This window comes from Flavitalea sp., assembly GCF_035489435.1.
GTDB lineage: Bacteria > Bacteroidota > Bacteroidia > Chitinophagales > Chitinophagaceae > DATHKG01.
The window spans coordinates 115190-130397 of the sequence record NZ_DATHKG010000020.1 but is presented as its reverse complement, the minus strand read 5'-3'; the positions used below and the strand labels follow the sequence as shown (position 1 = coordinate 130397).

Below are 15208 nucleotides of genomic sequence, written 5' to 3'. Positions count from 1 at the left end.
TTAAATTTTACAAAAATGGAGTGCCGGTCAAAGCCGGCTATTGGACCAAGTTAAGTAATTTAAGAAACATACAATACCAAAAGGGAACATACAATACCAAAAGGGATTCTGTATCCGGATATTTGACAATACCTGCAAGGATAAACTGAGAGGTTTACCGTTTTTACATAACAGGTATTTTGATAATAACTTTTGTTCCCGCAGCCTGTCCGTCAGGAAGGGTCATATCAAGGATGTCTACACTCGCACTCATGGTCATATGCCTGTTAACAAGTGAAATGCGATCTTCAGTCAGTTTTATGCCCAGTGATTTCCGGGTTGTGGCAGACTTACTTTTTAACTCACGGGCGTGTGCCCTGCCAATGCCATTATCCTCGATAACACACTGCAGCATCGTTTCGCTACTCATGCTAACTTCAATACTTAAGCGCCCGGCCCTGTCCTTGTGCAACAGACCGTGCCAGATGGCATTTTCTACATAAGGTTGTATGATAAGTGGTGGCACTTCAATGCTGTCGGCATTTACTTCAGGGGATATATTAATGAGATAATCAAATTTCTTATCAAAGCGCAGGGCCTCCATTTCGATATAGAGTTTTAATGCCTCGAGCTCATTTGATAAAATCACGTTTTTACTGTTGGAATTGTCAAGAATCAACCTTATCAACTTGGCAAAACGCGTGAGATAAAGCGAAGCAGTTGCCTGGTCGCTTTTGACAATATACCGGTTGATAGAATTCAGACAATTGAAAATAAAATGCGGATTCATCTGCGCGCGTAAAGCCTGCATTTCAGCATCGGCCATACGTTGCTGCGTGGTAAGCAACATTTCCCTGGTCTGCTCCTTCTCTTCCTGTGCCTTAGCCCGTACAATCTTGTTGGCACATAAGGATGCGATGGTGGTAAGAATCGACAAATGTTTTTCGGTGAAAAATTGCTTCACAGAATGTTCGCAATCGATAATGCCAAGCACCTTTCCGTCGGAAATCATGGGAACCGTTATTTCAGAAAAACGTTGTTTTTCTCCTATAATATAACGTGGGTCAAGAGATGTGTCAGCAATCAACTCACCCTGCCCACTCCGGGCAACACTACCCACAATTCCTTTACCAATTGGAATAGCCGGCGCATTTTCCAATGTATATTGGTTTGGGTTGTTATAACCATAAACCGCTTTGGGAACAAGCATATTTTGCTGCTCATCCAGCAGGTAAATAACACAATGCTCAAAATGTAATCGGGATATACAGTTCTTCGCAACATCTTTCAAAATCGTATCAACTGTTTGTTGTTCATAGATACTTGAAGCAAAATAATTGATGGCAGTCTGGATTTCAACTTCGGATCTTTCTTCCCTGATTTTCCTGTTCCGGCTGCGTATAAAAAGAAAAAGAGCCACTCCAAACAAAAGAATTGTCGACGAGATGAACCACCAGGTTTTGTAAACCGGTTGATTGATCCGCACGGGAATAACTGTTACTTTACCCCATTTGCCTGCACCGATACTGGCGCGAACCTTAAAATAATATTGTCCCCCCGAAAGGTTCGTATAACTTGCGTATCGCCTTGTTCCGGAATAGATCCAGTCCTTATCGAAACCTTCCAGCATATAAGCATAAAGCTGCCGTTCGGGCCTGTTAAAATCAATAGCTACAAATTCAAAAGAAAAAAAGTTTTCATTAGACTTTAGCCTTATCTCGTTCTCATCAACAAGCTCCTTTTGAAAATTTCTTTCTTTATCGAAAATCTTGAAGGAATTTATATAAACATCAGGTTGACTCCCTGAATGCCTTGTAATGGCCGGATCAAAAATATAATAACCACCGACAGAGGCCATATACATTTTATTGCCCGGTGCCTGCATAAGCCTTCCACCAATTTCTTCTTTGATCAGACCATCCTGTGCATTAAAGCTGGTAACGGTACGATTCAGCGGGTTTATCATCGAAAGACAAACTGGTGTGATCGCCCAGATATTATCAGACTGATCAAGCTGTAAAGCAGTTGCCACATCAGCTTGTAACCCATCCGCAGCTGTATAAAGTTTTACTATTGAAGGTTTTTTATTCCTGCAATCGAACTGGTAAAGACCCACATCCGTTGCTACCCACATATTGCCACGTTTGTCAGCCTTTAATGACCAAACCCTGTTACTGGCCAGCAAATTGTGCCGCGTATAGTCCGGAAAAAGATTTTCAAAACTGCGGCTGTTCGTATCAAATATCGAAAGGCATCCACGGATACCACCAAACCAGATCTTTCCATTCGCATCTTCAGCAACAGTACGCACAACGTCGGAGCCAATAGACGCGTTATTCCCTGCTTCGTGAGCATAATGCTCAACTTTCCGTGAATCGGGGTTAAATTCATAAACACCATTAACTAAAGAAGTAATCCATATACGCCCACGCGAATCTTCCATCAAACGGCCGAGGTTATCTGATCGTTCTTTGTTATCATTTACAACAAGCGAAACTGGCATCAACCTCTTTTTTTCCCTGTTGAGCTGATAAAAATAATCCCGCGTCAACACCCAAACCCTGCCTGCCTTATCCTGCAAAATGTCACTGACAACTAACAACTGCTCCTCACCTTTCCTGACAGCAAATGAGAGCCGGGTTGTGTCGTGTTTTTCACCATCAACAATATAAAGACCGTCTGCGTTTGCTGTACCTATATATGTTGTGTTGCTATCGCGGTCATGAAGAACAGTTTTCACGTCATAATACTCACCGTTGTCTGAATGCTTTACAGGTAATTTTCTGAAGGGGAACAACCTTCTGCGCTGCTCGATTTTTGTAAGTCCTCCTATATGAGAGATCCAGATATTTTTTTCCCGGTCTTCAAGCACTCCATAACATTGTTTTGAAGGAATGTTCGCATGAAAGCTATCATGGTCGCCAAAAAACAGGAAGCTGTTAATCGAAACCGTAAAGATGCCGAATCCTTTATCCAGGCTGGTTACCCAAAGATCGCCTCTCGCATTCCGGGTTAAATCACTTACGATATTTACTGTTGCCTTTTTACTGTTTGCAGTATCATATTTATATGTTTTCCATAATTTATTACGCCTGTCAAAATGAGATATCCCCCCTGCCCAGCTACCGAGCCAGAAACCCGTACTGTCTGTTACAATCGAATTAAAAAGATCATTCCTGAGCATACCAACCTTTAGCGGTCCCATGCGCAGGGCAGTGAAGACTTTGTTTTTTTTGTCAAAATTGTACAAACCATCGTGGGTGGCAAGCCAAAATAAACCAGTCTCATCCTGTAGTATAGCGTAAACTGTATTATATATTTTTTTTAGTTGTGGTGTATAAAACGGATCATCAAATTTGCTGATCGAGTATTGGGAAAAGGTAGATGTCTTCTGGTCAAGATGGTATAATCCACGCTGGGTAACACCAACCCAGATTTCATTGTCCCGATCTGCATAGATCATAGAAATTTCGCCGGCAGGCAGGGAACCTTCCAGGTTATTTGGAGGATAATTTTTAAACATTCCTGTCTTCGCTTCATAGCAACTGATGCCCCCCGTTAAAAATGCGATCCAGATATTGTGATTTTTATCCTCAGCCAGGCATGAAATATAATTTCCGCCAATCGAAGTACTATCGTCCGGAATCTTGCGGAAAGTCTTAAAAGAATAGCCATCAAAACGGTTCAGGCCGTCAGGCGTACCGATCCAGAGATAGCCCTTATTATCTTCAAGTAGCTGGGTGATCTTCCTGTTTGAGAGTCCTTTGCTTTCATCATAATTCGTAACGCGCCACTCAACAGGCATCTGCTGAGCCAGCAACACGCGGCCCGGATCCATTATCATGGATAAAATTAAAAAAAACGTGGTTCGTAGCAGTCTTAAAAAAATAAAATCCACGGATGAAATTAAGGTTTTGGAAAGTGCTTATGCTAATTCTTGAGTAACCTGCAGAGCCGGTTCTGCAAATGGACGATTTTAAAGTGTAGATGACGACAAGGGCCAAAGAAAATTAGCTGGATCGAATTCCCTAAATTACAAATGAAAACAAGCTCACATATGAAAAAAACACAAAGTAACAGGAGAAAATTTTTGCTTGATGCTGCAGCTTCCGCAGCTGGTCTCACTATTTTCTCTTCTATTCCAAAAACACTGTTGGCCGGAGAAACTGTTCTAACATCGGAAAATGATGTCCCATACATTTCAACAAAAAAGAATTTCCAGGACAAAATAAATTTTGCTGTTATTGGTATCAATCATGGCCATATCTATTCACAGGTTGAAGCTGTAACCCGGGGTGGTGGTAAACTTGTTTCATTTTTTGCAAAAGAAAAAGATCTTGCAGACGGATTTCAAAAACGATATCCATCTGCAAAACTTGCTAAAGACGAAAAGGAGATACTGGATGATAAATCTGTTCACCTGGTATTAAGTGCTGCGATACCCGACGAGAGAGGGCCCCTTGGCATCAGGGTAATGAAAAGCGGAAAGGATTATATGTCTGATAAACCTGGTATTACTTCTCTTGATCAACTAACAGAAATTCGAAAGGTCCAGAAACAAACAGGTCGTATTTATTCGATCATGTATAGCGAAAGATTTGAGAACCGTGCAACAGTCAAAGCCGGCCAGATTGTAAAATCAGGTGCCATTGGTAAAGTAATTCAGACTATCGGCCTCGGCCCTCACCGGATGACGCCAAAATCAAGGCCATCATGGTTTTTTGATAAGAAATATTTCGGGGGAATAATTACAGACATTGCCTCACATCAGTTTGATCAATATCTCTATTTCACAGGTTCGACCCAGGCCGAAATTGTAAGTTCGCAGGTAGGAAATGTAAACAATAAACAATATCCTCTTTTTGAAGATTTCGGTGATGTAATGATAAGAGGTAATGGTGGTATGGGTTATATAAGAGTCGACTGGTTTACTCCGGATGGCCTGAAAACCTGGGGCGACGGGAGGTTAACAATTCTTGGAACAGAAGGATATATCGAGATAAGAAAAAACATAGATATCGCCGGCCGTGCGGGTGGCAATCACCTGTTCGTGGTCAATCAAAAAGATACCGAGTATATTGATAGCAGCAAAGAACCTCTTACTTATGGGGTAGATTTGGTGAACGATGTACTCAACAGAACCGAAACCGCAATGACCCAGGCCCATTGTTTCCTGGCAACCGAGCTGGCGTTGAAAGCGCAAAAACAAGCGAAGCCCTTTAAGTGGTGAGTGGTAAGTGGTGAGTGGTAAGTGTTGAGTGGTGAGTTTAGTGATGAGTTATGAGTTATGAGTGAGTGATGAGTTATGAGTGAGTGATGAATTAGTTATGAATTCCTAACTCGTCACTCATCACTTTTTCATAACTCATAATTCATAATTCATAATTCATAATTCTCTTAAAGTACATCCTGCCATTCTTTCATTTTTTGGAAAGTGGCTTGCGCGAACGTACATCGCGGAATTACCTTAATCTTTTTTTCACGAACATATTCAACCAACGCTTCCAGTAAACTTTTACCTATACCATGCCCCTCCATTTTTTCGTCGACTTCGGTATGGTCTATAATCATTTTATCCTGACCAGACATTCGGTAATGCATCTCTCCCACTCGATTACCCTCGTATGTGTAGTAAAATACTCCTCCTGAACCGAATTGTTCGTGTTGAATATTGTTATCCATAATATACATATTTAAATATATCTATTGACTATTTCTATTGACTATATCTATTGACTTATAATTGCAATAACAAAACCAGCGAAATAAATAACCAAACATGCTGTTGATACAAACATACTTGTTTGTATTGGGCTATGATTTACAAAGAATGTTTGACATCTCCTACAAGTTAAGAAGATTTTAATCTCTCTAATCTGCATATTCTACTACATTACAGCGCCGAATTTTTTTCTATAGAATTTTGAATCGTCGACATGTAATTGAAAAGTCGGTGCGTTTTCAACTATCGCAAACCGAAAAGCTAAATGATAAGCTAACTTGTATGAGAATTTATACATACTCCCGCACATATATAAGATGTCTCACAATTCTTAGATATTCAGCTCCCAAATGACCTCATCAGTCCATGCAGCTTCAGTCCATGCAGCTCCATTCCATGCAGTTTCAGTCCATGCAGCTCCAATAAAAGCATCCAACTTACCCAAGTCACCATTTAAATCAACCATAATGACTGTATCAAGACAATTGGCAAGATTTCTCCGGAGATCGTCAGGCTGCTGTAGTGCCAGGCAGCGATTAATTATCTTCTTCTCCTGCATGTTATTCAGCACAGCAGTTATTTGCCAGGAAAGACAAAAGATTTCGGGTACGGTAATTTCAAAGGATAACAGCCCTGTTGCTGGTGCAAGCATAAAGCTGAAAGGGACAACAGAAGGAACCTCAACCGATGCGGCGGGCAAATTTTCAATCTCTGCAAAAAGTGGTGATGTGCTCGTTATTACCTCGGTAGGCTTTGAATCTACTGATATTTCAGTAGGCACAGCTGCCAGTTACGACATCAAACTAAGAAGCAGCGCTTCAACACTGGAAGATGTTACGGTTGTTGCGATCGGCTACGGCACATTGGATAAAAAAGAAGTATCCAGTGCTGTTACTCACCTGTCATCAAAAGACCTCTTATCAGTTGGCGGCAATGGTGCGTTGATGTCGATGCAAGGCAAAGTAGCAGGCTTATCAGTAGTCAACACTGCGGCAGCAGATCCAAATTCATCGCCCAACATACAGCTTCGCGGAGCATCATCCAGAAGTGCCGGCCTTGGTCCTTTATATGTTATCAATGGTATCCCGGGCGGTAACATAGACAACCTTAACCAGAATGATATAGAATCTATCGATGTACTAAAAGGTGGTGCTGCTTCCGCGATTTATGGCACACGTGGAAGTAACGGGGTCATACTTATTACTACAAAAAAAGGCTCTGAAAAGCCACGTGCATTTTATGATGGATACATAAGCTTCGATGCGCCAACAAACAGGCTCAAAGTGCTGAACCGCGATCAATTCCTGGAGCAAAAAAGAGGTGTTGATTTTGGCGGAAACACAGACTGGTTTGAAGCCGTTAGCCGTGAGCAGGCGGTTTCGCATAAACATACCCTGCAATTCTCCGGCGGTAGTTCCCGCACCAACTACCTGGTCTCAATGGATTATAGGGATGCGCAAGGACTGGAACTCCGTTCTTCCAAAGAAGAATATGGAGCAAGATTAAATCTTAATCATGCTTCAGCAAATAATCTCTATTCTGTAGCAATAACCATTGCACCCAGGTATTTCAAATCAAACAATGCAGATTATGGTGCATTCAGCCAAAGTATTACACTGAGCCCTACCATACCGGTTATGGACACCCTAAATCCAAACAAATACTTCAATATCCGTACGGGTTTTAGTGGTGCAGCTAACCCTGTAGATCAGTTAAACACTGTTTTAAGCGGCTCAGAAGGAAAATATCTTGACTGGAGCGGTTCATTTAAACTTAATATCCTCAAAAATCTATTCACACAAGTGACACTTGGTCAGCAAACCCAGGACTTTTTCAGATTTGGGTTTACTCCTTCCTATAATACAAGCCTCATCAACTCAAACGGCGGCCGCAATACCGGAAGCCGCGAATATGTAAAAAACGATCAGCGCAGTTTTGAATGGATAGGGAACTATAGCCTTAAATTGAAAGAACATTCGATTAAACTGTTAGGCGGTTACTCATATTATTATTTCAACAGCTCCGGCCTTAATGGGTCAAACCAGGGATTCCCATCAGATGTACTGACCTACAATAACCTTGGCACAGGATCCTGGAACCTGCTTGCCGGAAATAATAATGTTGGTTCATATAAAAATGATTCAAAACTCATTGGCTTTTTTGGAAGACTGAACTATGACTATGGTAACCGATATTATTTGTCGGGAAGTCTTCGTCGTGAAGGTTCTTCAAAATTCGGCTTTGAAAATAAATGGGGTTATTTTCCCGCTGCTTCAGCAGGCTGGAGGATATCCAACGAAAAATTCTTTGGCAATATTCCATTCATCGATGAGTTAAAGCTGCGGGCTGACTATGGGGAAACAGGTAACCAGGACTTCGGAAATTACCTTTCTCTTGATACCTATTCCGGCTTCGGATATTTCCTGTATAATGGAACCTCCTACCAGGTCTGGGGACCAAGTCAAAACACCAACTATGATCTACGATGGGAAAAGGCAATCAATTTTAATGTGGGTCTTGATTTCCAGTTATTCAAAAACAGGATTGCAGGTAGTATAAACTACTATATCCGCCGGAATGAGGATTTGCTTGGCGATTACGCAGTTCCTATCCCGCCAAACGTAAGGGGAACCACATTTGCGAATGTTGGTACCATGGAGAACTCAGGGTTCGAAATCCAATTGAATGCAGATGTTGTGAGAGATAAGGCCGTGAATTATTCAGTTGCCTTTGCTGCAGCCACGAATGACAATAAGTTCGTTTCATTTTCAAATGATACCTACCAGGGGCAAAAATTTGTTGATATGGTTAGTATGCCTTCACCCGGAACCCCAGGTACGGCACAAAGATTGGAAGAGGGCCGTCGCATTGGTAGTTTCTATATGCTGAGATCAGCAGGAGTTGATTCAATTGGCCGGCTGCTTGTTTACGACAAAACCGGCAAACCAATTCCAGGCAACACTGCCAAGATTGATGACAAACAGTATGTGGGTAACGGCTTGCCAAAATTCACAGCCAGCCTGGGTCAAACCGTCACCTATAAAGATTTTGATCTGAATATATTTCTCCGTGGCGCTTTTGGATACCAGCTCTTCAACTCCATTGCCTTCTATGCCGGCACACCGGTAACCCAATCAGGTGCAAATGTGCTGACTTCTGCATATGATGGTAGTAAGTATTCTAAACTTACAAATGCTGCAACCTATTCAAGTTTGTCTGATTACTTTCTTGAATCCGGAAGTTTTGTAAAGATTGACAATGTAACCCTGGGTTATACCTATAAATCAAGTTCAAAATACCTGCAGTCAGCCCGCATATACCTTACCGGTAGAAACCTGTACACTTTTACGAATTGGACCGGTGGTGACCCGGAGTCTGTGCAGGTAAATGGATTAACACCAGGCATAGCGACATCCAACGGAGGGGGAACAAGGGACTATTATCCTTCATCACTCCAGGTACTGGCAGGACTGCAATTTAATTTCTAACCTTTTTATTAATTATTATGAAAATATTAAACAGATACAGGAAGCTGATACCCCTTAGTTTTGTCCTTGTATTATTCAATGCAGGCTGTACAAAACTCGATGAAACGTTATATGATCGCATCACTTCAGAAAACTTTCTTCAGACAAAAGATGATCTTATCCGTGATTTTCTCAGACCTTTTGAACATGCCTACTGGTCGATCCAGGGTGATGGCTTGTTTCATGCCCAGGAACTGCCAACGGATGAGCTGATGACACCAAACCGTGAAGGAGACTGGTTCGATGGTGGTCTTTATCAACGCGCTCACTATCATACATGGACCATCCAGGATAATTATACCAGTACCATGTTTAACGCTTTGTTTACTGGCATAAACCTGACCACAAACTCGCTGGAAGACATCCAGGGGATTGATCCTGTTAAATTCAATATTACCGAAGCCGAAAAAAATGGTTTCATTGCTGAGTTAAGAACACTAAGAGCCTGGTTTAATCTCCGGGCATTTGATATGTATCGTAACATTCCAATTGTTGTAAAAGTGAAAGGCGAAAAATTATCGCCGCCACAGTCAACGCCTGATGAGGTGTTTGCCTTCATTGAAAAAGAATTACTGGAAGCGATTCCCGGACTACCTACACGCCAGCAACTTGGTGTGAATTCAGTTGGAAGATGGACAAAAGGCGGTGCGGCAGCACTACTTATGCGTCTTTATCTCAATGCAAAAATTTATATCAATAAAGATAAGTTTGCTGAATGCGCTACGATCGCACAGGATCTGATTGATGGGAAATATGGAACCTATGGTCTTGAAAGCCGCTGGGATGCTCCATTTGATTATACCAATAGCACTTCGCCTGAGACTATTTACGGATTCCCGGGTAGTTTCGGACTTACTCATTGGCAGTATGATGGTGGGATGTATTTTTGGATGGCACCATATAACACAGGAGATTATTTTGGGTTCAAGGATTTTGGAAGAATGAATACACGTTATGCCATGCAGCCTGGAAGAAATGTCGATAGTGTCGAATATCCATTTGCGTTAGGAAAACCATTTATTAAGTTCCAAAAATATCCTGATGACCTGCGATTGAAAAAATATAAAAATCTTGGTGGCAGCAAAAGGGAAGGAATGTTTCTGTTTGGTTACCTGACCTATCCGAAAACCGGGGGAGGAACTGATACAGTTAAGAGCACACGCGGATATACCGTGTTTGCCAGGGATGCAGTCGGTCATTTTTTATATACCCCTCCCGGTACAGCACCGGCCGATAAGGAGTCAAATATGAACCATGCTGATCAGAACTCAGGTCTCTGGCCGGTTAAGTATCCTTATTATCCTTCAGATGATCCCAATAAAATTACATCGGCTTATGCAGAAATAAGATTTGCGGAAGTTTATTATTCACTCGCAGAATGTAAATACCGTGCGGGTGATAAGGCAGCCGCTGCAGTATTGTTAAACGCCGTGAGAAAAAGAAATTATCCAGCCGGTTCTGCAAGCCTGTATAATGTAACAGGTAGCCAGTTGACTGATGTTGAAATGTTGGATGAATGGGGAAGAGAATTCCTGGTTGAAGGACGCAGGCGCACAGATATGATCCGCTGGGGTGTATTCAATACCGGAACCTGGTGGGACAAACAGCCCGATGCCGATGATCATACAAAGATCTTTCCGATCGGACAGGCTGTACTTAATATTAATCCTCATTACAAACAAAATCCAGGTTATTAGACAGCTCTTATAATTTGCATATCTAATACCGTGCATTGGTTTAAACGAAAAAAGAATGGAAAATCCATTCTTTTTTCGTTTAATAAAGGTGCGATCTTTGTCTACACCCTGGGCAGAGGCAATGGAAAACTCCCTTTTCATAGTTGTTTTTATCTTTGCTCATAAGTTTGTGTTTTATTAATGTAAGAGGATTTCTGCAGATGCGATTATTATCCTACCTTATTAATTCCGCCCTGCTTAAACCACTCAACAGCGAACACAAATAAAGAAGTTTGAAAACGAAAAAATCGATAAAAAAAGATACAAATACTGACAAATTACCTGGACAATCAAAGTCGCAGCCTCCGCATGCACCTTTTCCGGTAGTCGGTATAGGTGCATCAGCCGGGGGCATAGAGGCAATTATGAATTTGCTTTCGAATCTTTCGCCTGATCTTGGTATGGCATATGTGATTGTTCAGCATCTGTCTCCGGAACACAAAAGTATCCTGCCTGAACTCCTGGAGAAAAAAACGGCCATGAAGGTTCACCAGGTGACGGATGGCATCAAAATCGAGGCGAATAATGTTTATGTAATTCCCCAGGCTACTTACATGATCATCGTTGATGGGCATCTTTCTTTATCCGGTCGCTCAAGAGCTGATAAAAGGATTCCGGTGATCGACCACTTTTTGGAAACACTGGCAAACGTTTATCAAAACACGGCAATTGCGGTTATACTCTCCGGTATCGGTTCAGATGGCACTGCTGGCGTGCAGGCCATCAAGGCAAATGGTGGTATCACTTTCGCGCAGGATGACACGGCACTTTTCCAGGGCATGACGAGGAACGCTTATGAATCCGGTTATGTTGATTTTGTGATGTCACCTGCCGCAATAGCCAAGGAACTTGCCTCTTTCGCAAGCCACGATTACACGAAGTTTGGATCACTTGACAAGCTCGAAACCAATAAAAGAGAACTGAAAAAGATTCAGTCCTTATTATATAATACTTCAGGAGTTGATTTTTCTCAATATAAGCAGACAACGATAGATAGAAGGATAATGCGTCGCATGGCCCTGAACAGGCAGAAATCATTGGAAGATTACAACCGCTACTTAAGGGCAAATCCTGCCGAAGCGGACCTGCTGTATCGTGATCTGCTTATTAACGTAACTTGTTTTTTTCGTGAGCCTGCCGTGCTTAATGTTTTGAAGAAAAGGATATTCCCCCAATTGTTCAAAAACCGCAAGCCTTCGGACACTATAAGGATCTGGATCCCTGCATGTGCAAGTGGGGAAGAAGTAGGATCTATGGCTATCGCATTATTTGCATACCTCGGCGAAAAAGCCCTGGGCACTTCAATACAGATATTTGGTACCGACCTTAGTGAGACTGCAATAGATAAAGCACGTGCCGGTATCTATCCTATAACAGCTCTTCAAAATCTACCTGCAGCGCTCATCAAACAATATTTTTTAAAAATTGACGGACGTTACCAGATCATCAAACCTCTGCGCGATATCTGCATATTCGCAACGCATAATCTTTTGAAAGATCCTCCATTTTCAAAAATCGATTTAATCAGCTGCCAGAATGTGATGATTTATCTTGGGGCAACGGCACAGAAAAAAATACTACAGGCATTTCATTATGCCCTGAAACCTTCATCCTATCTTATTTTAGGGAAATCTGAAAGTGTAGGATCTGAAACGGAAATGTTTGAAACCGTTGACAAGGAGCATAAAATCTACACAAACCGGGCAGTGAATACACACCTGCCTTTTGATTTTTTTTCAAGACCGCAAAAGCTGTCATCTAACGAAACGGTTAATCAAAACGAAAAGATTCCGGTCAGCAGGCCTGACCTCGATATTGAAAAAGAAACCGACAAGATTTTATTGAGCAAATATGTGCCGGCATCCATATTGGTAAACAAAGATCTCCAGATAGTGAGGTTTAATGGCCCTGTAAACACCTATCTCCAGCCGGCAGCGGGGAAAGCAAGCCTGCATCTTTTAAAGATGGTCAAGGATGAATTGATCTTTGAATTAAGAGGATTGATTCAGCGCGCTAAAACCGAAGGCATCGCAGCAAAAAAAGAAGGCTTGAATTTGAATCAGGATGGTCAAAATGAAACAATTATTGAAGTAACACCGATTAAGTTCAGTGCAGAAGCGTTGTATTTCCTGATAGTGTTTTGCGAAACTAATCCCGGGTTAGCCGGACCGGATAAGTCAGAATCAGTTTCAGCCACTACCACCTTTGATCAGAAACAAAAACGTATCAACCTGCTTGAGAATGAACTGAAAGAAGCCAGGGCTCACATGAAGTCCATGAATGAAGAGTTTGAAGCAACCAGAGAAGAATTGCAATCCGCAAACGAAGAGATTTTATCAACCAATGAAGAGTTGCAAAGTATTAATGAAGAACTTGAAACGTCTAAGGAAGAATTACAGAGTACCAATGAAGAACTGATAACCATCAATGAAGAGTTGCAGTTAAGAAACCACGACCTCAAGGAATCTGTAGACTATACCCAGGGTATTGTTGAAACAATACGTGAACCTTTAATTGTATTGACAAGAGATCTTCGCATAAAAACTGCGAATAAGGCATTCTACGCCACTTTCAGGATGTTGAAAGATGATGTTGAGGGTTATAATCTGAAAGACATCGGTAACAGGATGTTTCATTCACAGGAGTTGAAAAAACAATTGAAACTCATTATCGAAAAAGGTATCGCATTTCAGAATTTTGAAGTAAGGAGCAGGTTTTCTTTTTTAGGTGACCGCGTATTGCTTTTTAATGCCATGCGGATGAGTGGCGACAATGACAGCCAAATGCGGATTTTATTAGCCATTGAAGATATCACTGAAACAAAAGTAAATGAACAGGATAAAGCAAATCTCATCGATCGGTTAGCTGGTGAACAGGAAAGGCTGAATGTTATATTAAACAATATGCCTGCGGGTATAATTATTGTTGACGATAAGGAGCAGGTGGTTTTTTCTAACTCGGCCGCCCGCCATATCCTGGGCGACCAGGAATTCATCAATCTGTTTGGAATCAATGAAACCCTGAAGGGAGTGAGGGTACAGGATAAGGAGGTGATTATTATGGTAGATAACCAGACCAGGTATCTTTCATTAAATACTGTGCGTATAGTTGATACGGAGACCGAGACAAAGCTGGCAGTAGTTAACTTCATTGATATAAGTCGTCGAAAGAAAGAAGAGGAGCAATTGAAATCAGCACAGGAAAATCTGAATGTAGCACTTGAGGCTGCACAGATGGGCGTTTGGGATTTGAATATTGAAACAGGCCGTTTTCGTCGCAGCCATCGATATGATCAATTGATGGGCTTCGACTCCCTGGCTGCCGAAGCAAAACTAAATGATAGTTTCAAAAATCTTGTTGATGAAGACAAAGATCTTTTGGCAAATGCATTTAGCGAACTTGCGCAATCAGGCAAAATGAATATCGAATTCAGGGTTTGTCATAAAAATTCAATCAGGTGGATAAGTGTGTTTGGAAGAGCTTTTTACAATTCAACGGGAGACCCGGTCCAGGCGGCGGGAGTAAGTTTTGATGTTACTGACCGAAAATTATCAGATAATCATAAGGACGAATTTATAGCCATAGCAAGTCATGAACTAAAAACGCCGATTACCAGTATTAGTTCTTATACAGAACTTCTCAAAGACATGGTCGAGGAGGAAAATATTGGATCAGCTAAAGAAATATTACCAAGGTTAGGCGCACAGGTAGAAAGGTTAACCGGGTTGGTTACGGACCTGCTTGATGTAACTAAGATCAATGAAGGGCAGATGAAGCTTCATCGTGAAAAAATTGACATCAATGAGTTAATAAAAAAATCTGTTGGAGAGATACAGCGAACACTTAAAAAACACCAGCTGCAACTTAATCTGCAGCCATGTCCACAGGTACTTGCCGATGTGAACCGGATAGAACAGGTGGTGCTTAACCTGATTTCAAATGCAGTGAAGTATTCACCCGAAGCAGCAAAGATTGACATCAGTACCAGGAAATCTGAAGACAAGGTTGTTGTGAGTATCCAGGATTTTGGAATTGGAATGCCGGAAGTGACAAGGAAAAAAGTTTTCGAACGCTTCTTCAGGGATAATGATAATACAATTCCTACTTCACCAGGTATGGGCCTCGGCCTTTTTATTGCAGCTGACATTATTAAGAGACATGGAGGCGAAATTTGGGTAGAAAGTGAACAGGGCAAAGGTTCGATATTTTATTTCAGTTTACCAGTACCATTATAATCTACCAAA

The 15208-nt window shown here is 41.6% G+C and carries 7 protein-coding genes; 4 read left to right on the top strand and 3 right to left on the bottom strand.

What is annotated here, in order from left to right:
• Positions 1 to 163: 163 nt before the first annotated feature.
• Positions 164 to 3823, bottom strand: coding sequence for a sensor histidine kinase (locus VK664_RS03260; RefSeq protein WP_461397172.1), 3660 nt, complete (start codon positions 3821 to 3823; stop codon positions 164 to 166).
• 213 nt (positions 3824 to 4036) lie between these two features.
• Between VK664_RS03260 and VK664_RS03255 the strand changes: the two genes are divergently transcribed.
• Entirely contained in the window at positions 4037 to 5209 is a 1173-nt protein-coding gene (locus VK664_RS03255) for a Gfo/Idh/MocA family protein (RefSeq protein ID WP_461397171.1), read from the top strand.
• A gap of 167 nt (positions 5210 to 5376) precedes the next feature.
• Here VK664_RS03255 and VK664_RS03250 read toward each other — a convergent pair whose 3' ends face one another.
• Both VK664_RS03250 and VK664_RS03245 read right to left on the bottom strand, forming a co-directional pair.
• Positions 5377 to 5661, bottom strand: a complete 285-nt coding sequence (locus tag VK664_RS03250; RefSeq protein ID WP_461397170.1) for a GNAT family N-acetyltransferase — start codon at positions 5659 to 5661, stop codon at positions 5377 to 5379.
• Between the two features lie 371 nt (positions 5662 to 6032).
• Positions 6033 to 6272 (bottom strand): hypothetical protein, encoded by a 240-nt coding sequence (locus VK664_RS03245; protein ID WP_461397169.1) that lies wholly within the window; start codon positions 6270 to 6272, stop codon positions 6033 to 6035.
• Here VK664_RS03245 and VK664_RS03240 point away from each other — a divergent pair.
• From VK664_RS03240 to VK664_RS03230, 3 genes are all read left to right on the top strand, one after another.
• Complete coding sequence (locus VK664_RS03240; protein ID WP_461397168.1) at positions 6259 to 9189, top strand: SusC/RagA family TonB-linked outer membrane protein; 2931 nt, start codon at positions 6259 to 6261, stop codon at positions 9187 to 9189. The two genes, VK664_RS03245 and VK664_RS03240, sit on opposite strands and share 14 nt — an antisense overlap.
• Positions 9190 to 9206: 17 nt before the next feature.
• Complete coding sequence (locus VK664_RS03235) at positions 9207 to 10925, top strand: RagB/SusD family nutrient uptake outer membrane protein (RefSeq protein ID WP_461397167.1); 1719 nt, start codon at positions 9207 to 9209, stop codon at positions 10923 to 10925.
• 272 nt (positions 10926 to 11197) lie between these two features.
• Positions 11198 to 15199: a chemotaxis protein CheB gene (locus VK664_RS03230; protein WP_461397166.1), complete on the top strand. Its 4002-nt coding sequence runs from the start codon at positions 11198 to 11200 to the stop codon at positions 15197 to 15199.
• Positions 15200 to 15208 lie beyond the last annotated feature (9 nt).